The following is a 16,431-nucleotide window of genomic DNA, read 5'->3' on the forward strand; positions in this document are numbered from 1 at the left end:
TCTTGCCCTTAGCGGTCGATTTCACCGAAAACGATGTCCTGGGTACCGATGATGGTCACGGCGTCGGCGATCATGTGGCCGCGCGACATTTCGTCCAGACCCTGCAGGTGGGCAAAGCCCGGTGCGCGGATCTTCATACGGTATGGCTTGTTGGCGCCATCGGAAATCAGGTAGATGCCGAATTCGCCTTTCGGGTGCTCCACCGCGCTGTACGCTTCGCCCGGCGGCACGTGGAAGCCTTCGGTGAACAGCTTGAAGTGGTGGATCAGCGATTCCATATTGGTCTTCATGTCCACGCGGTTCGGCGGAGCCACCTTGCGGTTGCTGGTCATGACCGGACCCGGATTGGCTTTCAGCCAGGCAACGCACTGCTTGATGATCTTGTTCGACTGGCGCATCTCTTCCACACGCACCAGGTAGCGGTCGTAGCAATCGCCGTTGGTGCCGATCGGGATGTCGAAGTCCATCTTGTCATACACTTCGTACGGCTGCTTCTTGCGCACGTCCCAGGCGATGCCCGAGCCGCGCAGCATGGCGCCGGTGAAGCCCATGGCCATTGCATCTTCCGGCGAGACCACGCCGACGCCGACGGTACGCTGTTTCCAGATACGGTTGTCGGTCAGCAGGGTTTCGTATTCGTCGACATAGGTCGGGAAGCGCTTGGTGAAGTCTTCCACGAAGTCCAGCAGCGAACCCTGGCGGTTCTCGTTACGCTCGGCCAGCGCTTTGGCGTTGCGGATCAGCGATGCCTTGTACTGCGGCATGGAATCCGGCAGGTCGCGGTAGACGCCGCCCGGACGGTAGTAAGCCGCGTGCATACGGGCGCCGGAAACGGCTTCGTAGCAGTCCATCAGGTCTTCGCGGTCGCGGAAAGCGTACAGGAACGGGCCCATGGCGCCCACGTCCAGCGCGTGCGCGCCCAGCCACAGCAGGTGGTTCAGCAGGCGGGTGATTTCGTCGAACATCACGCGGATGTACTGCGCGCGCACCGGGACGTCCAGGCCCAGCAGCTTCTCGATCGCCATCACGTAGGCGTGCTCGTTGGACATCATGGACACATAGTCCAGACGGTCCATGTACGGCACGGATTGCAGGTAGGTCTTCTGCTCGGCCAGCTTTTCGGTCGCGCGGTGCAGCAGGCCGATGTGCGGGTCGGCGCGCTGGATCACTTCACCGTCCAGCTCCAGCACCAGACGCAGCACGCCGTGCGCTGCCGGGTGCTGCGGACCAAAGTTCAGTGTGTAATTCTTAATTTCAGCCATTTTTACTTCCCGTAGTTTTCTTCGCGGATCACGCGCGGCACGTTTTCGCGCGGCTCGATGGTCACAGGCTGGTAGACAACGCGCTTCTGCTCCTGGTCATAGCGCATTTCAACGTAGCCCGACACTGGGAAGTCCTTGCGGAATGGGTGGCCGATGAAACCGTAGTCGGTCAGGATGCGGCGCAGGTCGTCGTGGCCGTCAAAGATGATGCCGTACAGGTCGAACGCTTCGCGCTCGAACCAGTTGGCGGCGCGCCAGATCGGGGTCACGGAGGCCAGGATCGGCATCTCGTCGTCCGGCGCGAACGCGCGGACGCGCAGGCGCCAGTTCTTTTGCACCGACAGCAGATGGGTCACGGCCGCGAAGCGCAGGCCGTCCCAGGTGCCCTCACCGTAGGTCGAGTAGTCAACGCCGCACAGGTCGATCAGCGTATCAAAACGCAAAGCTGCGTCGTCGCGCAGCTCTTGCATTACCTGGAAGTAGTCCCCAGATTTGACTGTAATCGTCACCTCGCCCAGCGCGACGACGACGGAGGCCCGCTCGCCCAGCTTTTGCTCGAGGGCGGAGACCAGTGTTTGCAGATGTGTATTCATGTGGTCTTAGCGCGCGATCGTGTTGGTCTTCTTGATCTTGTTATGCAGCTGCAGGATGCCGTACAGCAGTGCTTCCGCAGTCGGCGGGCAGCCCGGCACGTACACGTCAACCGGCACGATACGGTCGCAACCGCGCACCACGGAGTACGAGTAGTGGTAGTAGCCGCCGCCATTGGCGCAGGAGCCCATGGAGATCACCCAGCGCGGATCAGGCATCTGGTCATAGACCTTGCGCAGCGCAGGGGCCATCTTGTTGCACAGGGTGCCGGCCACGATCATCACGTCGGATTGACGCGGGGATGGACGGAACATGAAACCGAAACGCTCCAGGTCGTAACGGGCAGCACCAGCATGCATCATCTCCACCGCACAGCAAGCCAGACCGAACGTCATCGGGTACATGGAACCCGTACGCGCCCAGTTGATTACCGTATCAAAGGTAGTGGTGATGAAGCCTTCGTTAAATACGCCTTCAATAGACATGGCTTATTCCCAATCAAGGGCACCTTTCTTCCAGATATACCAAAAACCGACCACGAATTCGGCGATGAACACCATCATCGTCACGTAACCCTGCCAGCCCAGTTCACGCATGGAGACACCCCATGGGAAGAAGAACGCAGTTTCAAGGTCGAACAGAATGAACAGAATTGCGACGAGGTAGTAACGCACGTCGAATTTCATGCGCGCATCTTCGAAAGCTTCGAAGCCGCACTCGAATGGAGAGAGCTTGGCCGCATCAGGCTTGTTCGGACCAAGGATATGGCCCAGCACTTGCGGGACTACGCCGACACCAATGCCGACGAGAAGGAACAACAGGACGGGGAAGTAATTTTCGAGGTTCACGATGGGTAAGCAGCTTAGTTGAAATACGCTCGACCCCAATCACTTACTACTGAGACCAGGATCAAACGACACATCCTCGTAAAAAAACCAGCTAAGCCACTGAATCTTCGATTCAAACGACCTGCTGGCTTTTGATCTTTTTTGGTGCCGACGACGAGACTCGAACTCGTACAGCTTGCGCCACTACCCCCTCAAGATAGCGTGTCTACCAATTTCACCACGTCGGCAATAGGCCGCTATTCTACACTGTGATCACCGCTTTGTTAATGCACATTGCGCAAAATCAAGAAGAAAAACAGCAAAAAGTTTAAAGTTGCCAGTTTTACTTCGCTGGCGAAGCAGCCGGCGCCGCTGCGGCAGGGGCCGACGCAGCAGGAGCGGAGGCGACTGGAGCCTCAACCGGGGCCGGGGTTGCTTCTACTGGCGCAGGCGCGGCGGCCGGCGCGGAAGCAGCCGAAGGAATCGCCGCAGCGCCTTCCACGGCAGCCGGCACCGGCGCCTTGACATTTTCCATCACGCCGGCACCAGCCGACATATTACCCTTGCTTGCCAGGACCGACAGGCCCAGGGTGGCTGCGAAGAAGACCGCCGCTGCCAGGGCGGTCGATTTGGACAGGAAGTTCGAGGAGCCCGAAGCGCCGAACAGGCTGCCGGAGGCGCCGGAACCGAAAGCCGCGCCCATGTCGGCGCCCTTACCATGCTGCAGCAATACCAGGCCTACGATGGCAACTGCCGACAGGACCTGCAATACGATGACCAGTTTGAACAAAGTGTCCATGCTATTCCAATTTTAATTTAAAGAAATTACAACTTACGCGGCAGCGATGATGGCGAGGAAATCCGCCGCCTTCAGTGCTGCACCGCCAATCAGGCCGCCGTCGATATCAGGCTGGGCCAGCAACTCCTTGGCGTTTTCCGGCTTCATGCTGCCGCCATACAGAATCTGCATGCCGGCGGCCGCAGCCGCATCCTTGCTTGCCACTCGGGCGCGCAGCAGTGCATGCACTTCCTGCGCCATTTCCGGGGTGGCAGTCTTGCCGGTGCCGATGGCCCAGACGGGCTCGTACGCCAGCACAATCTTTGCCAGCAGGCTGGCATCGAGCACTTCCAGCACAGCATCCAGTTGTTCGCCAACCACATCGGCGGTCTTGCCGGCTTCGCGCTCTGCCAGCGTCTCGCCTACGCACACCACCGGAACCAGGCCGGCATTTAGAGCGGCCAGCGCCTTCTGCGCTACCAGGGCGCTGCTCTCTTGATGATAAGAGCGGCGCTCGGAGTGACCGACGATGGCGAATTTGCTGCCGAAATCCTGCAACATGGCGGCCGAGACTTCGCCAGTGTAAGCACCCGCCGCATGGGCGGACACATCCTGAGAACCCCAGGCGATGGTGCTGCCGGCGAGTTCAGACTGGCATTGTGCCAGATACGGAGCTGGGACGCAGACCGCGGTATCGGCCTTCGCATCACCCAGACCAGCCTTGATACCGGCCAACAGGGTAGCGTTGGCGGCACGGCTGCCGTTCATTTTCCAGTTACCGATGACGAGTTTGCGGCGCATAGTAGCTTAATTTTTAATAACCCGTTATTGTAGCGTGCGCCGTAAAGACGGGTCAAACGCTAGACTCCGCGCCCTATGAAAAATAATATTTTTGATATCTTTTACGCTTTGGGCCTGGCATTGCCGCTGGCTGTCGTGGCCGCGGCGCTGTCGCTGACCGTCGCGCCGGAGTTTAATGAAGTCCAGCTGATCGTGGCAGCCGGCGTCCTGTTTGTGGCCTGGCCCGTGCTGGCCAGACAATGCATGGAGTGGCGTCACGCCCCGCAAAAGCGCGCGCAGCAGCGCCGCCTGGTCACCTGGCAACTCCTGCTGCCCGTCGCCGCGACCGGCATCATGTTCCTCATTGTCCCTATCCCACACGACTACAGCGGCGGGTTGGTCTGGGTGCTGATGTGTATCATCGGCGCCACCATCGTGTGCACCAGCTGGCTCGGGGCACTCATCGCGGTCACCTTCAACTAAAACAGCGTGAAGACATTTTCCCGCGTTATTTTGGGTATCGGGATGGGATTTCTCCAGGCCTTGCTGCTGGGCGTAGTGTGCTCATGGCTATTCCGAAGCGACGACGCCGGGGCAAAGGTGCTCCTGATCGCGTGGCCGGCACTGGCCTGGCGCCGCCTGGCTAAACCGGCAACCGTTCGCGGCAGCGCGACGCCGCAGCCATTGCCCTTATCACAGGACGTATCTACCAATAGCACCCAGGCGAATAAGACAGGCCGTAACTATCTGAAAAAAGCGGCCCGCATTAGCGCAGGGACCCTGCTGGCGTTTTGCGAAGCTGTGGCGTTGTCGATCCTGGCCGGCTGCCTGACGAAGAGCTTTGAGAATGCCGTCACCGCCCTCTTGCTCGGCTGGCCGGTACTCATCTGGCGCCGCTTGCGCAAGCTATCCATCCCTGCCGATCAACGCCCACCATTGGCGCGCCGCATGGTCGTTCCCCTGCTTGCGGTGCCGGTTATCCTGGCGGTGCTTCTCTATACCATCTTCTCATCCGTCACCAGGGGATCAGGAAGCGGGGACAACGCCATCCTGGCGCTCATTGCGGTAGGGCTCTTGTCAGGCGTCTTCTACTTGTTCTGGGGCGGCGCCATTGGCGCTTTCCTTTTGCACCGCGGCGCCAAGAAGAAAAAGAAGTCTTAGAGCACCTGATGAAAAACAAGCTATTGGGAGGCTTCTTCGGCATGCCCTGGCATTGCCGCTGGCAGCAAGGCCTGCCGCAAATCTTAATGAGGAAACCCCATACGTGAACCAGCATTCCAATGTGCGGCAGCCTCCTGGACGCGGCCTGATCGCCCTTTTTCTCGCGCTGCCGATTGCCTTGGCGGCCATCATTGTTGCAGCCCTCACCGTAGTGGAGCCGGGGGCAAGAGGCTGGGGCTGGGGGATCATGGCCGCCCTGGCCGCAGTGCTATTGACCGGCGTCTTCGCCTATTGTTGGGGCGTCGCCTTGCTAGTCCTCATATTTCAACGCGGCTCAGGGAAGAAGCCTTAAAGCACCTGCAGCATGATCTTGCCCACGTGGCTGCTGCTCTCCATTAGCGCGTGGGCCTGGGCCGCCTGCTCCAGCGGGAAGCTCTCGTAAATGACCGGCTTGATGTCGCCCGCTTCGATCAGCGGCCATACTTTTTCGCGCAACTGGCGGGCGATGGCCGCTTTGAAGGCCACCGACCGTGGGCGCAGCGTCGAGCCGGTGATGGTCAGGCGGCGCCTCAGCACCTGCCCCATGTCCAGCGTACCTTTGGCGCCGCCCAGCAGCGCGATGATGGCGATGCGGCCGTCATCGGCCAGGCAGCTGATTTCGCGCGGCAGGTAATCGCCGCCCACCATGTCCAGGATCACGTCGACGCCGGTATCGCCGGTCAGCTCGCGCACCACGGCAGCAAAGTCCTCGGTGCGGTAATTGATGCCGCGCGCCGCACCGAGCTTTTCGCAGGCCCGCGCCTTGTCGTCGCTGCCCGCCGTGGCGAACACGCGATGCCCCAGCGCCCGCGCCAGCTGGATAGCCGTCACGCCGATGCCCGAGGTGCCGCCCTGCACCAGCAGGGTCTCGCCCTTGCCAAGTCCGGCGCGGTCGAACACATTGCTCCAGACGGTGAAGAAAGTCTCCGGCAGCGAAGCGGCCTCCAGCGGCGACAGGCCGCGCGGCACCGGCAGGCATTGCTCGACCGGCGCCGTCACATACTCCGCGTAGCCGCCGCCCTGGACCAGGGCGCACACCATGTCGCCGACCTTGAAGCCGCTGGCGGCCAGGTCGCCGTCCACGATCTCGCCCGCCACTTCCAGGCCTGGGATATCGGTGGCGCCCGGCGGCGGCGCGTAGCTGCCCATGCGCTGGAACACGTCCGGCCGGTTGATACCGGCCGCATGCACGCGGATGCGCAGCTCGCCCTGCCCTGCCACCGGCAGCGGACGCTCGCACAAGCGCAGCACGTCGGCCGCGCCGGGTTTCGGGATTTCGATCGCACGCATCATGGCATCACCTCTCTGGGAAAGAGGCGATTGTAGCGCTTACAGGCCGAAGCGGGCGCCCATGCCAAACAGGGTCGCCAGCCCCAGCACGGCGAACATGGCGGCGGCGATGCCGTGCACCAGCTTGAGCGGGATCTTCGCCGCCAGCTTGTCGCCGGCGAAGACGGCCGGCACGTCGGCGATCAGCATGCCCAGCGTGGTGCCAGCGACCACCATCAGCGGATCGGGATAGTGGGCCGCCAGGGCCACCGTGGCGACCTGGGTCTTGTCGCCCATCTCGGCCAGGAAGAAGGTCACCAGCGTGGCGCCGAAGACGCCGAAGCGGCTGGCGACCGTGGTTTCGTCGTCTTCGATCTGGTCCGGCACCAGGGTCCAGGCGGCCATGCCGATGAAGGACACGCCAAGCACCCAGCGCAGCACTTCGGGTGTGAGCATGGAGGTGATCCAGGCGCCCAGGGCGCCAGCCAGGCCGTGGTTGAAGATGGTGGCGATGAAGATGCCGGCGATGATGGGCAGCGGCTTTTTGAAGCGGGCGGCCAGCAGGAAGGCCAGTAATTGGGTCTTGTCGCCGATTTCGGCCAGTGCGACAACGCCGGTTGATACGAGGAGGGAATCCATAATGTGTTTCCAGGCCGGGCACGGACGAATGACCACAACACGCCCCCGGCCTAAATCGGCGGCGTTGTGGTCAAAGGTCTTGCCAAGTATGGGACCGCATATGCCATGGCCTGTGGGCCAAGTGTGTTGACATATGCCTGCTTCCGGGAGGAAGGAGAGGCTACTCCCCAATGACGGGGGCGATTTTACCCTAAAACCGGCAAACCGGGGTCAGACCCGAGGGTCTGACCCCGTCTGCTCGGGGTTTTGTGGTGCGCAGTGGGCGGTGGTGATTTTCGCCGAAAGTCAAAGGCCTCGAACCTTGCCTTCTGCCTGACCCAGGTTTACCGGTTTTCAGCCGCCGCCAGTGCGCGACGAGCGCGGCAGCGGCGTCCCGCGCCGCCAGGATGACGATAGCGTCTGCCCTTCCTCGATCTGCTCCGGCGACATCCCGCGCGCCACGGAAGAGCGCTGCTCGGCCGCGTTGGACGAGCCGCCCGCCGCCGCCAGGTTCCACAGCATATAGGCCAGCACATTATCCTGCGGCATTCCGCCGATGTGATACCGGTACATCAGTCCCAGCACCTGCTGCGCATCCGGGTGCCCCTGCTCCGCCGCCTTGCGGAACCAGGTCACTGCCTCCTTATGGTCCTGCAGGACCGCATTGCCGGTGTAATACATGGCCCCGACCACATACTGCGCATCGGCCTTGCCCTTGCTCGCGGCCTTGCGGTGCCAGGCCAGCGCCAGCTTATAGTCCTGCGGCACGCCGCGGCCCATGTAATACATCAGGCCGAGCAAGTGCTCGGCGTCCGTATTGCCGGCCTTGGCAAGCGGCAGGATCTCTTTGTAGGCCAGCGCATAATTCTTGTTGTTATACGCCGTGGCCCCTTCCGCGAAACCGGCATGGGCGCCGGACTGCAGCCCCAGCGCGATGCCGAACGCGAATAACACGCCTCGTAGTTTTTTCATGGTGCTTGGATTTATCTCTTTTTTATGCACTGCAGAATGTCTCTTACTTCCAGCTCACCTTGCCCAGCCCGTCCACACTGACGTTGCGGTTGGTCGGCTTGCCGTACACGGTGACGGAGCCCAGCCCGCTCAGGTTCAGGTTGGCATTGTTGGATGCGTTGATGGTCGCGTTGCCCAGGCCGCTCAATTCCAGGTTCACATCGTCGGCCTTGAACTGCTGCGCATTCAAGCCGCCCAGCCCGCCCAGCGTCGCCGTCAGGTTCTTGCTGCGGCCGCCGATCGTGATATAGCCCGCGCCCTGCAGGTCGAGGTCGACGTTTTCATTCTCCGTCACCCACACGTGCATGCTGCCGACGCCGCCCAGGTTGGCTTTCAGCTTCTTGTAATCGCACACCACTTTCATGCTGCCGGCCCCGTCCAGTGTCAGGTCGATGTTTTCGCCGCTAAAGCCGCTCACCTCCGAGGTGCCGACGCCTTCCGACACCAGTTCGCGCAGCTGCGGCAGCACCAGCTCGACCCGCACGGCGGAGCGGCTCAGTTTTACGCCGCGGCTTTCCGTGTCGAGGTAGAGCGTGTCGCCGGTCTGGACTGCCGTCACTTTGTTGACATAGCGCTTGTCGGTGGTGATACTCAGCGTCGGCGTATCGCCGCGGCGCAGCTTGAGGTCGATCACGCCGTCGAGCTTGACGCGCACCACGCGGGCATCGATGACCCGGCTCTCGGTGGTCGTGTCGTCGGCGCGGGCCAGGCCCAGGAACATACAGAATACGGTGAACAGCAAGCCGATCTGGAATGGTTTCTTCATCATGGATCCTTGATAAGTCATCGGCGCATTATTACAGCTTGGCTGCGGCATGGACAAAAGGCAGCTCGGGCAGCACGCTGTTGGCCGCAGAAATTGCCAGATTGGCTGCGCCAAGGACTAATAGGATGGCGACGAAGATGGCTTCCATATGTTGAGCGATTTTCATTTTGCTTCCCCCTGACATGACTGTTTTTCGATGGTTTCATCATATCGGCGGGCCCCGCCCCCGTCGCGCCCCATGCGACGAAATGCAAAAAACAGGGAACAGGCGGATAATTCCCCTGCCCTCCCGTCATTCCTAAGAGAAACTTATGAATACACGACCTTCGACGCTGGCCCTTCTGGCGTTTGCCGCCACCCTGCTCTCCTCCACCGCCTTCAGTGCTCCGGCCGATCTGGCCGCCGCCCACAAGCTCTACCAGGCCAACTGTGCCGTATGTCATGGCAAGGACCTGGAAGGGGCCGCCGGTCCCAGCCTGGCCGACAATACCTGGCTGCACGGCCAGCCGACCAAGGTCAACCTGGCGCGCGTAATCGGCAAAGGCGTGCCGGACAAGGGGATGCCGGCCTGGGACAAGCAATTGAGCAGCATACAGATCAACCAGTTGGCCGAATACCTGATGCCCGCCAACACCGCGGCCCGCCAGGCTGCCGCCGGCACGGCTGCCGCAAGCGGCCTGTCCTCGCTGAAACTGCCCAAGGGTTTCCAGATCGCCGTGTATGCCGACAAGGTGGACGGTGCGCGCGAACTGGCCGTCAGCGACAGCGGCCTGGTCTTTGTCGGTTCACAAAAGGCCGGCAAGGTCTATGCCCTGGTCGACGCCAACAAGGACGGCGTGGCCGAGAAAGTGGTGACCGTCGCCGAGGGCCTGAACAATCCCAACGGCGTGGCCCTGCTGAACGGCGCCCTGTACGTGGGCGAAATCTCGCGCATCCTCAAATTCGACAACATCGAAAAGACTTACGCCAGCAAACCCGCCTACACGGTCATCAAGGACGACCTGCCCAAGGAATCCTGGCATGGCGCGAAATACATCAAGGCCGGCCCGGACGGCAAACTCTACATTCCGATCGGTGCGCCCTGCAATGTTTGCGATAAAGAAAATGAAGCCTATTCCAAGATCTGGCGCATGAACCCCGACGGCAGCAACTGGGAACTGTTCGCGCGCGGCGTGCGCAACACGGTCGGCTTCACCTGGCACCCGCTCACCAAGGAAATGTGGTTCACCGATAACGGCCGCGACGAGATGGGCGACAATATGCCGGCCTGCGAACTGAATGTGGCGCCCAAGCCGGGCATGCATTTCGGTTTCCCTTACTGCCACGGCGGCGTGTTGCCCGACCCGCAATTCGGCAAAGGCAAGAGCTGCGATGCTTATGTCGCGCCGGTCGCGGCGCTGGGACCGCACGTGGCCCCGCTCGGCTTGGCCTTCTACACCGGCACCCAGTTCCCGGAGCAGTACCGCAACCAGCTGCTGATCGCCGAACACGGCTCCTGGAACCGCAGCAGCAAGATCGGCTACCAGGTGCGTCTGGTCACCCTCTACGGCAACAAGCTGGTCAGCGATACCGCCTTCATCGACGGCTTCCTGCAGAACGAAGAAGTCAGCGGCCGGCCGGTCGATGTGGCCGTCATGCCCGACGGCTCGATACTGGTTTCCGACGACCACGCGCACAAGGTGTATCGCGTGACCTACCGTCCCTGAGCGGGGATATGCGCAAGGTATCGGTGGCGGCGGAATCATCAAAATAATGGAATTCCGCCGGCGCGGACCAGGGCTATATTGAAAAGTGCCAGATAACAATTTCGAACTGGCACGCTTGGTCCACGAATGGAGGCAGTTATGAAGCGATACTTCGCTGCCGCCGGGCTCTTTGTGCTTGCTGCCAGCGCAGCAGCACAAAGCGGCACCGGCGCTGACCAATCGGTGGTTGTGCCCGCGCAAAAGCAAATGCAAATGCAATTGGAACGCAAGCCCATCTCACCGCAAGAGTTCTACACATATCAGGGCTCCTACGCCCTGTCCAACGGCCAGACCCTCACCTTGACGCGCGGCGCAGTCCACCTCTACGCGCAAGTTGGCCGTCAACAAAGGCAGGAAATCCTGTGGCACGGCGACGGTAAATTCAGTACCGCCGACGGCAGCCTTGACATGCGCATCGTCTGGATCGATGACGATACCGCCACAGGTGAACTGAACTACTTGCCCCGCATGTCCGGCCTGGAGCCCGTTCATGCCACCCTCTCTATAGCATCACGCTGAATGCGATCGGCAGCCTGCGCCCCCGGCTCACAGCGGGCGGCGATAGGACTGGCAGCCCGGAGGCTCGGGCATTATATTGAAAGAGCCAGGCAATTCCAGAGACCTGGCCATCCCTGAAATGGAGGCAATCATGAAACGGTTGGTGGCTGTCGGCAGCCTGCTTGCGTTCGCCCTTACGGCATTCGCACAAAGCACCGACGAACAAAAAGTGCTGATCCCGGCCCTGAAACAGGTTCACAGAACGTATATGTCGCCGGACGAATTCGCCAAATACAAAGGTGCTTACGACCTTTCCAATGGCAAGACCCTCTACCTGGTACGCAGGGCAACGCGACTGTTTGCCAGGGTCGACGAACAATCCGAGCATGAAATCACCAGCGCCGGGACCGACAAGTTCCAGGCCCTGGACGGCAAAATGGTGATGGAGCTCGCGTTTGCCCAGGATGATTCCGTAAGTGGCCAATTGAGCTATGTAGACGAAATGCCCGCCGTTGCAGGTTTAGCGCCACAACTCGTCACTATTCAGTTCGCAGCCCGCTAAATTAGGGGAGGCTATCGTGAAACGGCTATTGCTTGCCTGCGGTTTGGGCATATTCGCAATCAGCATTTCCGCGCACAGCCAAACTCCGGTCGAAACCGTCGTGGTGCCGGCCCAGAAGGACGTCAATCCCCTGTACCTTGGGAACGACGAGATCCTTGAATTCGTTGGCGACTACCAGCTCGCCAATGGTATGACGCTGCTCCTCTCCAAACAGGGGAGCAGGATGTTCGGCCAGGTCGGCTCATTGCCCCGGCATGAGCTGATCTCCACCGGCCTGCGCAAATTTGACGCCGTGGACGGCAAGCTTTCGGTCCACATCAAATACACGTGGGATGGCCAGATCACCGGCAAGGTAGCCTATGTCGCTAGCAGTCGCAGTACTGGCGCCTTGCCGGTGCTGGTGGAATTTGCATTACGCTAGGAAAGGTCCGCCATGAAAATTGAAAGAGAAATCGTGGCAACGGGCGAGAACATGTTCGAGTCGGTCGACAAGACCATGCTGGTGAACATCGTCATCTCGAGCCAGGGCTATGTCAGCGGAAGCATCGCTTACCATGATGAGGATATGCCGGACCAGATGGCATACGCCTCCCTAATGACGCGCTAGCCGCGGGCACGTCTGGGCCGCCAGCCATGTGTAAGCTGGCGGCCTCTTTTTACGGGCGCAGAAGCGGCTTGGTGATCTGGGAATGGACCAGGTTCACCATCATCAGGCCCGCCGAACCGAAATGAGTGTGGTATTCCGCCACCATTTCGCCTTTGATGATGACAGGGTCGGTGGCGACCAGCGCTTTCGCCTCCTCAATACTATCGACAGCGAAGATGAAAATGCCGCGCGCGCCGTCCACGCCATCCAATGGGCCGGCATAGGCAAGCTTGCGCTCATTGGCCAGGCGCTGGATATTCGCCATATGCCCATTGAACATCTCGGTGCGCTCGGTCCCGGCAGGTACTTTGTTCGGGCCGGTGCGCAGCACCACGAATACGTAGCGGCGCATGCCATTCTCATTGCCGCCCAGTGACTTCGCCAGCTCCGCATCATATGCGGGCGGCGTTTGCGCCTGCGCAGATAGCGCCAGCGCCGCAAGAAGGATCGCGCCCCACATGGTCTTCATGGATTTTCCCTCATCTCGGGCGTATCTTTGCACAGAGCGCAGTGCTGCCCTCTTCGCGCCTGCCGGTACCGTGCCAACGTAAACACTGCCGCACTAATCACTGCCCATATTGCACCCTGCATGGCCGAGTACTCAAAGTCATGCCCCTTCAACATCTGCGCCGCACAGATGATCGCAAAAGCGCCGGCCAGCACGGCCAGGAAACGCTTGATCCAGAATGCAGTCCCCATTTCGCCCCCCCTCCAGTGTTCTTCGCAATCATAACCGCATACCGAGCCAGATCACTGATTCAGTGGAAACCGCCACCACTGGATCGAGCAGCGCGGGCCAGAACCGCCCTTTCGACAGGTGGGCTAGCGAACGGTCATGGTGCTCCTGCTCATCCACCACAATCCGTGACACCGCCGCTGCCGCGGCAGGGTCGGTATCCTCCAGCACCTGCAACTGCCCACGCAAGTGCGCCAACACTACCCGCTCCACTGCCGCTGTTGTGGCGGCGATGGCCTTACGTCCAAAAAGGCCAGTGATGACCCCAAGCGTATAGCCGCCAATTCCACACAGGACAAAGCTTCGGCAACGCCGGACGCCTCTCCGCTCAAGTTCGGCAGCGAAAATCTCGCGATGGGATTCTTCATGAGCTTTGAATTCGCGCAACTCACCCACCATGCCAGGCGCAGTCAACCGCGCAAACAAGAGCTGTCCCGCATAAATATGCACGGCGCCGTTCTCGCCAGCGTGATTCACCTTCAATACACGCTCAGCAAAAGTGCGCGCAGCAGCATACCTAATAGTCATGGTCTTTCCACCGCCGCCTTGATATCGGCAAGATCCTGCATGATTGCCTTCCTGATCGCGCCCTTGAAAAATAGCGCCATTGGAATGGCCTGAAGCCTTGCAGCCAAGGTCTGCGGCAGGGAATCGTGCGAACTGCTTACGCGAGTGCCGCCACTGCCCTCCTCCAATCGGATGGTGGTCAGGAAAACGAAGCCCTTGTCTTCTGCCCTGGTCCTATAGAACTCGTTCTCGGCCGCCTCGGTAACCCACTTTTCCACAGTGGCAGGCTCGCCAAACAGAATGCGTGTCTCGCGCCAGCGAAGACCAACCAGTCCAGTTGGCGGCTTCTCAATGATTTCGATTTTCTCGATACCGCTGACGATTTGCGCGGCATGCTCGATATCGGCGACAGCGGCCCAGGTCTCCGCTTTTGTTCCATTAATTGTCAGCTGCGCTTCGACAAGCATCAGGTCACCTTATGGCTGGCGCGCGTTATGTTCTTGCATAGCCTGCTCCCTAATGCGACCGTGTGCGTCCGCTGGTCCGCGTTGAAGCTGGCAATGCAATTGGCCCATCAGGCTTTGATAGACCGCCATCGAAAACACCTTGAGGTTTGTGGCTGCAAACTGTCCGCCCAGTGAGGGGTGTAGCTTCCACCCAAGGCACTCGTCCTGCCCGGGTTGGATACCGTTTCCGGCTCCGATTTCGAACCAGCCAGAAAGGAATGTCTCTTCGATCCACTCCTGCGACTTGTTCAGGCGATTGAATTCACCGGAATCTTCGGCAATTTTCGTGTACGCCCCCTCGAGCATGGAAAGCAACCACAGGCTTCCGTCAGAGGCGCCGAAAACCCAGTCCCCCATCGCGGTAAGGAACAATGGCGTTTCAGTCGCCGGCACAAGCCATTGCCATTCTCCCAGGAGCGCACGGGCATCAAGCTGTTCGGCATTTACAAAGAATGGGCGATGCATAAACTCATTTCTCCCATGGCAGCATGAGTGTGATCAGCGCGAGCCCCTGGTCGTCGAACTCATAGTGATGCCAGACATTTTCCAGCTCCAGGCGAATCCAGGCCTTTCCTTCCCTCGGCTCAGAAGTCTTGATCCTCAACTCCCTGGCGGCCGATTGCGCCATCTCAAATGACGCGTAGACCGGGACGCCAACCGAGCCCGAATCTATCTGCGTGAAGCCATGGCGAGGCTGCATATAGCACCAAATAGTCTCAAGCACCTGGGTCTCATTAAAGCGCAATTCAAAACCGGTCGACTTCGATGAGGAACTATAGCTATCGGGAGTATTTTCATGCAGGCGGTCAAAGTCATACACCACCTGCATGTCCAGACTATCCAGCAGCTCGATGACTTCATCGCTTTTCAAATTCAGACCAAGGTAATTTGCAAGAATCATTGTCGAACTCGAGCTAAGGTTAATGTCTTTCCCGATTGCGAGGATTCGTTCAATACGACTCGCCTTCATCCCCAACGACCCGGGCACCAAGCATTGCGGCCAGCGCCTTCATCTTGTTGATGACATCCTCACTTGGATTCTTGACCGTGACCTTGCCACGCGAGTAGTAGAAATAATGCTTCGAATTGGAATTGGGATCAATCCAGGATGCCATGAAGGGATTGCGCACCTCGATAGTTTCATGCGTAAGAGGGTTCTCCGCAGTTGCTACCGCATCCATCCGCATTTGACCATCAGCCGCGACGGCAGCCGTCCACTCGGCTTCAGTGATCGGATTCTGCGAACTTCGCGACCATTCAGCCGCCTTCGTTATGTGTAGTTCGTAAGCCATCGAGGTCTCCGGGATCATTTACCAATCGTGCGCTTTCTGAAGCGCTTTTTTTACCGCGGCATTACCCTTGTGGCGCTTGTTCAGCGCAGCTTCATCGGCATCGAGCCTGCCGCAGCGATACTGTTTTCCTGTCTCGGCAAGTTCGCGAGCTCGTTCATCGTCGTAGGGCTCTTCTCCACCCAAGTGCGTACAAATGGCAATTCGCTCAACCAGGGCGGCGACATCTTTTGGCTGCCCTTTCTTCAACTCGGCGAAGGGATCGTCTTCGGCATGCCCGACAGACGCAAAAAGAACCAGGAAAAGTGGCAATAACAAACGATTCATTCGAACTCCTTTTTAAATCAGGCGTCAATCGACGTTTTAAGGGAAGCCGCGGGCGCCTCTTTGCGCTCGAAGACACGGAAAGCCCCGCCGCCGACTTCCTTGAAGTTCTCCACGTCGTCGTCTGCTTCGCTTTGCTTGGTTCGCGAAAGATCAGTAGCGCTGAGCCAGAGGCGAACAGTGTCCGACGCCGCCCGCTCAAGTATCAGAACCTCCAGCCCCATGGTATCGGTCGTCTTCGACGGCGACTTGAACGCCATTAGTTTGGAACCATCGGCCGTTTCAAATTCGCCCCGATCAACCGCCCCGGATGGTATCGCGGCGGCCACCGCTTGCAGTTCGCTCCCGAAAGTTCCGTGGTACATCGCGACAAAATACTTATGCTGGTTCGTCAGTTCATTCAGTGAGTCGTTTGGCATGGCTAAAACAGGGTTGAAAGTGGTGAAGTTAATTTTTTGCAAATCTTAACATTATCAACCCACTTTGCAGCGGACGCTAATCCCTGACGCCGGTCAC

Annotated in this window: 28 protein-coding genes, 1 tRNA gene and 1 riboswitch; of the genes, 8 read left to right on the forward strand and 21 right to left on the reverse strand. The window is 59.7% G+C overall.

The genetic code is table 11. The annotated features are described in order from the left end of the window. Window positions 1-8 precede the first annotated feature (8 nt). From H597_RS0123590 to tpiA, 7 genes are all read right to left on the reverse strand, one after another. Complete coding sequence (locus H597_RS0123590) at window positions 9-1,262, reverse strand: NADH-quinone oxidoreductase subunit D (protein ID WP_028104276.1); 1,254 nt, start codon at window positions 1,260-1,262, stop codon at window positions 9-11. A gap of 2 nt (window positions 1,263-1,264) precedes the next feature. After that, window positions 1,265-1,855 carry an NADH-quinone oxidoreductase subunit C gene (locus tag H597_RS0123595; RefSeq protein WP_028104277.1) on the reverse strand — a complete coding sequence of 197 codons (591 nt, stop codon included), beginning with the start codon at window positions 1,853-1,855 and terminating at the stop codon, window positions 1,265-1,267. A 6-nt stretch (window positions 1,856-1,861) separates the two neighbouring features. Beyond that, window positions 1,862-2,338: a NuoB/complex I 20 kDa subunit family protein gene (locus H597_RS0123600; RefSeq protein WP_028104278.1), complete on the reverse strand. Its 477-nt coding sequence runs from the start codon at window positions 2,336-2,338 to the stop codon at window positions 1,862-1,864. Between the two features lie 3 nt (window positions 2,339-2,341). Continuing rightward, the gene (locus H597_RS0123605; protein WP_028104279.1) at window positions 2,342-2,701 is read right to left on the reverse strand and encodes an NADH-quinone oxidoreductase subunit A; all 360 of its coding nucleotides are present in this window, start codon (window positions 2,699-2,701) and stop codon (window positions 2,342-2,344) included. Between the two features lie 142 nt (window positions 2,702-2,843). Further along, window positions 2,844-2,928: transfer RNA gene (locus H597_RS0123610), tRNA-Leu, on the reverse strand. Between the two features lie 95 nt (window positions 2,929-3,023). Then, on the reverse strand, window positions 3,024-3,479 hold the full coding sequence (secG, locus tag H597_RS0123615) for a preprotein translocase subunit SecG (protein WP_028104280.1): 456 nt from the start codon (window positions 3,477-3,479) through the stop codon (window positions 3,024-3,026). Window positions 3,480-3,512: 33 nt separating this feature from the next. Further along, window positions 3,513-4,259 carry a triose-phosphate isomerase gene (gene tpiA / locus H597_RS0123620; protein WP_028104281.1) on the reverse strand — a complete coding sequence of 249 codons (747 nt, stop codon included), beginning with the start codon at window positions 4,257-4,259 and terminating at the stop codon, window positions 3,513-3,515. 75 nt (window positions 4,260-4,334) lie between these two features. On the opposite strand from tpiA, the gene H597_RS0123625 reads away from it, so the two are divergent. The 3 genes from H597_RS0123625 to H597_RS0123635 all read left to right on the forward strand — a co-directional run bounded on the left by H597_RS0123625 (window position 4,335) and on the right by H597_RS0123635 (window position 5,751). Continuing rightward, window positions 4,335-4,721 (forward strand): hypothetical protein, encoded by a 387-nt coding sequence (locus H597_RS0123625; protein WP_028104282.1) that lies wholly within the window; start codon window positions 4,335-4,337, stop codon window positions 4,719-4,721. A gap of 6 nt (window positions 4,722-4,727) precedes the next feature. Further along, window positions 4,728-5,399, forward strand: a complete 672-nt coding sequence (locus H597_RS0123630; protein WP_154668239.1) for a hypothetical protein — start codon at window positions 4,728-4,730, stop codon at window positions 5,397-5,399. A 103-nt stretch (window positions 5,400-5,502) separates the two neighbouring features. Further along, window positions 5,503-5,751 carry a hypothetical protein gene (locus H597_RS0123635; RefSeq protein ID WP_028104284.1) on the forward strand — a complete coding sequence of 83 codons (249 nt, stop codon included), beginning with the start codon at window positions 5,503-5,505 and terminating at the stop codon, window positions 5,749-5,751. Here the strand turns inward: H597_RS0123635 and H597_RS0123640 are convergent. From H597_RS0123640 to H597_RS36140, 5 genes are all read right to left on the reverse strand, one after another. Then, window positions 5,748-6,728 carry an NAD(P)H-quinone oxidoreductase gene (locus H597_RS0123640; protein ID WP_028104285.1) on the reverse strand — a complete coding sequence of 327 codons (981 nt, stop codon included), beginning with the start codon at window positions 6,726-6,728 and terminating at the stop codon, window positions 5,748-5,750. The genes H597_RS0123635 and H597_RS0123640 overlap by 4 nt on opposite strands. Before the next feature lie 39 nt (window positions 6,729-6,767). Beyond that, window positions 6,768-7,346, reverse strand: coding sequence for a TMEM165/GDT1 family protein (locus tag H597_RS0123645; protein ID WP_028104286.1), 579 nt, complete (start codon window positions 7,344-7,346; stop codon window positions 6,768-6,770). Between the two features lie 5 nt (window positions 7,347-7,351). Next, a riboswitch (yybP-ykoY riboswitch) is annotated at window positions 7,352-7,527 on the reverse strand. Window positions 7,528-7,679: 152 nt separating this feature from the next. Beyond that, the gene (locus H597_RS0123650) at window positions 7,680-8,297 is read right to left on the reverse strand and encodes a tetratricopeptide repeat protein (RefSeq protein ID WP_028104287.1); all 618 of its coding nucleotides are present in this window, start codon (window positions 8,295-8,297) and stop codon (window positions 7,680-7,682) included. A 43-nt stretch (window positions 8,298-8,340) separates the two neighbouring features. After that, on the reverse strand, window positions 8,341-9,105 hold the full coding sequence (locus H597_RS0123655; protein WP_307580894.1) for a GIN domain-containing protein: 765 nt from the start codon (window positions 9,103-9,105) through the stop codon (window positions 8,341-8,343). 28 nt (window positions 9,106-9,133) lie between these two features. Next, window positions 9,134-9,268 (reverse strand): hypothetical protein, encoded by a 135-nt coding sequence (locus H597_RS36140; RefSeq protein WP_267871894.1) that lies wholly within the window; start codon window positions 9,266-9,268, stop codon window positions 9,134-9,136. A 145-nt stretch (window positions 9,269-9,413) separates the two neighbouring features. Between H597_RS36140 and H597_RS0123665 the strand changes: the two genes are divergently transcribed. The 5 genes from H597_RS0123665 (at window position 9,414) to H597_RS35100 (ending at window position 12,514) form a co-directional block, all read left to right on the forward strand. Continuing rightward, window positions 9,414-10,808: a DUF7133 domain-containing protein gene (locus H597_RS0123665; RefSeq protein WP_083941255.1), complete on the forward strand. Its 1,395-nt coding sequence runs from the start codon at window positions 9,414-9,416 to the stop codon at window positions 10,806-10,808. 138 nt (window positions 10,809-10,946) lie between these two features. Continuing rightward, window positions 10,947-11,366, forward strand: a complete 420-nt coding sequence (locus H597_RS32255) for a hypothetical protein (RefSeq protein WP_035375057.1) — start codon at window positions 10,947-10,949, stop codon at window positions 11,364-11,366. A gap of 130 nt (window positions 11,367-11,496) precedes the next feature. Then, a complete protein-coding gene (locus H597_RS0123675) occupies window positions 11,497-11,907 on the forward strand; it encodes a hypothetical protein (protein WP_154668240.1) in 411 nt (136 codons plus the stop codon). Window positions 11,908-11,923: 16 nt separating this feature from the next. After that, the gene (locus H597_RS0123680; protein WP_154668241.1) at window positions 11,924-12,328 is read left to right on the forward strand and encodes a hypothetical protein; all 405 of its coding nucleotides are present in this window, start codon (window positions 11,924-11,926) and stop codon (window positions 12,326-12,328) included. A gap of 12 nt (window positions 12,329-12,340) precedes the next feature. Beyond that, a complete protein-coding gene (locus tag H597_RS35100) occupies window positions 12,341-12,514 on the forward strand; it encodes a hypothetical protein (protein ID WP_154668242.1) in 174 nt (57 codons plus the stop codon). Between the two features lie 49 nt (window positions 12,515-12,563). On the opposite strand, the gene H597_RS0123690 is transcribed toward H597_RS35100, so the two are convergent. The 9 genes from H597_RS0123690 to H597_RS0123730 are packed head-to-tail and all read right to left on the reverse strand — an operon-like array spanning window position 12,564 to window position 16,376. Next, on the reverse strand, window positions 12,564-13,022 hold the full coding sequence (locus H597_RS0123690; RefSeq protein WP_028104292.1) for a YciI family protein: 459 nt from the start codon (window positions 13,020-13,022) through the stop codon (window positions 12,564-12,566). Continuing rightward, complete coding sequence (locus H597_RS0123695; RefSeq protein WP_028104293.1) at window positions 13,019-13,252, reverse strand: hypothetical protein; 234 nt, start codon at window positions 13,250-13,252, stop codon at window positions 13,019-13,021. Before H597_RS0123695 ends, H597_RS0123690 begins: the two co-directional genes overlap by 4 nt. Window positions 13,253-13,280: 28 nt before the next feature. Then, complete coding sequence (locus tag H597_RS0123700; protein WP_051294058.1) at window positions 13,281-13,817, reverse strand: demethoxyubiquinone hydroxylase family protein; 537 nt, start codon at window positions 13,815-13,817, stop codon at window positions 13,281-13,283. Further along, window positions 13,814-14,263, reverse strand: a complete 450-nt coding sequence (locus H597_RS0123705) for an SRPBCC family protein (protein WP_028104295.1) — start codon at window positions 14,261-14,263, stop codon at window positions 13,814-13,816. The genes H597_RS0123700 and H597_RS0123705 overlap by 4 nt, the downstream gene beginning before the upstream one ends. Window positions 14,264-14,272: 9 nt before the next feature. Next, window positions 14,273-14,767 (reverse strand): T6SS immunity protein Tdi1 domain-containing protein, encoded by a 495-nt coding sequence (locus H597_RS32260; RefSeq protein WP_211232078.1) that lies wholly within the window; start codon window positions 14,765-14,767, stop codon window positions 14,273-14,275. A 4-nt stretch (window positions 14,768-14,771) separates the two neighbouring features. Continuing rightward, complete coding sequence (locus H597_RS0123715) at window positions 14,772-15,203, reverse strand: hypothetical protein (RefSeq protein WP_028104296.1); 432 nt, start codon at window positions 15,201-15,203, stop codon at window positions 14,772-14,774. A 49-nt stretch (window positions 15,204-15,252) separates the two neighbouring features. Continuing rightward, window positions 15,253-15,594 carry a hypothetical protein gene (locus tag H597_RS32265; protein ID WP_154668243.1) on the reverse strand — a complete coding sequence of 114 codons (342 nt, stop codon included), beginning with the start codon at window positions 15,592-15,594 and terminating at the stop codon, window positions 15,253-15,255. An 18-nt stretch (window positions 15,595-15,612) separates the two neighbouring features. Beyond that, a complete protein-coding gene (locus H597_RS35105; RefSeq protein WP_154668244.1) occupies window positions 15,613-15,918 on the reverse strand; it encodes a hypothetical protein in 306 nt (101 codons plus the stop codon). A gap of 17 nt (window positions 15,919-15,935) precedes the next feature. Beyond that, on the reverse strand, window positions 15,936-16,376 hold the full coding sequence (locus H597_RS0123730; RefSeq protein WP_028104298.1) for a hypothetical protein: 441 nt from the start codon (window positions 16,374-16,376) through the stop codon (window positions 15,936-15,938). Between the last annotated feature and the right edge of the window lie 55 nt (window positions 16,377-16,431).

The sequence above is a fragment of the Pseudoduganella violaceinigra DSM 15887 genome, from assembly GCF_000425385.1.
GTDB lineage: Bacteria > Pseudomonadota > Gammaproteobacteria > Burkholderiales > Burkholderiaceae_D > Rugamonas > Rugamonas violaceinigra.

Coding starts and splice junctions, on each gene's coding strand:
- H597_RS35105 (WP_154668244.1), bottom strand. CDS start 15,918: ATGAATCGTTTGTTATTGCCACTTTTCCTGGTTCTTTTTGCGTCTGTC.
- H597_RS0123695 (WP_028104293.1), bottom strand. CDS start 13,252: ATGGGGACTGCATTCTGGATCAAGCGTTTCCTGGCCGTGCTGGCCGGC.
- H597_RS35100 (WP_154668242.1), top strand. CDS start 12,341: ATGAAAATTGAAAGAGAAATCGTGGCAACGGGCGAGAACATGTTCGAG.
- H597_RS0123595 (WP_028104277.1), bottom strand. CDS start 1,855: ATGAATACACATCTGCAAACACTGGTCTCCGCCCTCGAGCAAAAGCTG.
- H597_RS0123675 (WP_154668240.1), top strand. CDS start 11,497: ATGAAACGGTTGGTGGCTGTCGGCAGCCTGCTTGCGTTCGCCCTTACG.
- H597_RS0123640 (WP_028104285.1), bottom strand. CDS start 6,728: ATGCGTGCGATCGAAATCCCGAAACCCGGCGCGGCCGACGTGCTGCGC.
- H597_RS0123665 (WP_083941255.1), top strand. CDS start 9,414: ATGAATACACGACCTTCGACGCTGGCCCTTCTGGCGTTTGCCGCCACC.
- H597_RS0123690 (WP_028104292.1), bottom strand. CDS start 13,022: ATGAAGACCATGTGGGGCGCGATCCTTCTTGCGGCGCTGGCGCTATCT.
- H597_RS0123705 (WP_028104295.1), bottom strand. CDS start 14,263: ATGCTTGTCGAAGCGCAGCTGACAATTAATGGAACAAAAGCGGAGACC.
- H597_RS0123625 (WP_028104282.1), top strand. CDS start 4,335: ATGAAAAATAATATTTTTGATATCTTTTACGCTTTGGGCCTGGCATTG.
- tpiA (WP_028104281.1), bottom strand. CDS start 4,259: ATGCGCCGCAAACTCGTCATCGGTAACTGGAAAATGAACGGCAGCCGT.
- H597_RS0123650 (WP_028104287.1), bottom strand. CDS start 8,297: ATGAAAAAACTACGAGGCGTGTTATTCGCGTTCGGCATCGCGCTGGGG.
- H597_RS32255 (WP_035375057.1), top strand. CDS start 10,947: ATGAAGCGATACTTCGCTGCCGCCGGGCTCTTTGTGCTTGCTGCCAGC.
- H597_RS32260 (WP_211232078.1), bottom strand. CDS start 14,767: ATGCATCGCCCATTCTTTGTAAATGCCGAACAGCTTGATGCCCGTGCG.
- H597_RS0123715 (WP_028104296.1), bottom strand. CDS start 15,203: ATGATTCTTGCAAATTACCTTGGTCTGAATTTGAAAAGCGATGAAGTC.
- H597_RS0123645 (WP_028104286.1), bottom strand. CDS start 7,346: ATGGATTCCCTCCTCGTATCAACCGGCGTTGTCGCACTGGCCGAAATC.
- H597_RS0123700 (WP_051294058.1), bottom strand. CDS start 13,817: ATGACTATTAGGTATGCTGCTGCGCGCACTTTTGCTGAGCGTGTATTG.
- H597_RS0123600 (WP_028104278.1), bottom strand. CDS start 2,338: ATGTCTATTGAAGGCGTATTTAACGAAGGCTTCATCACCACTACCTTT.
- H597_RS36140 (WP_267871894.1), bottom strand. CDS start 9,268: ATGAAAATCGCTCAACATATGGAAGCCATCTTCGTCGCCATCCTATTA.
- H597_RS0123590 (WP_028104276.1), bottom strand. CDS start 1,262: ATGGCTGAAATTAAGAATTACACACTGAACTTTGGTCCGCAGCACCCG.
- secG (WP_028104280.1), bottom strand. CDS start 3,479: ATGGACACTTTGTTCAAACTGGTCATCGTATTGCAGGTCCTGTCGGCA.
- H597_RS32265 (WP_154668243.1), bottom strand. CDS start 15,594: ATGGCTTACGAACTACACATAACGAAGGCGGCTGAATGGTCGCGAAGT.
- H597_RS0123655 (WP_307580894.1), bottom strand. CDS start 9,105: ATGATGAAGAAACCATTCCAGATCGGCTTGCTGTTCACCGTATTCTGT.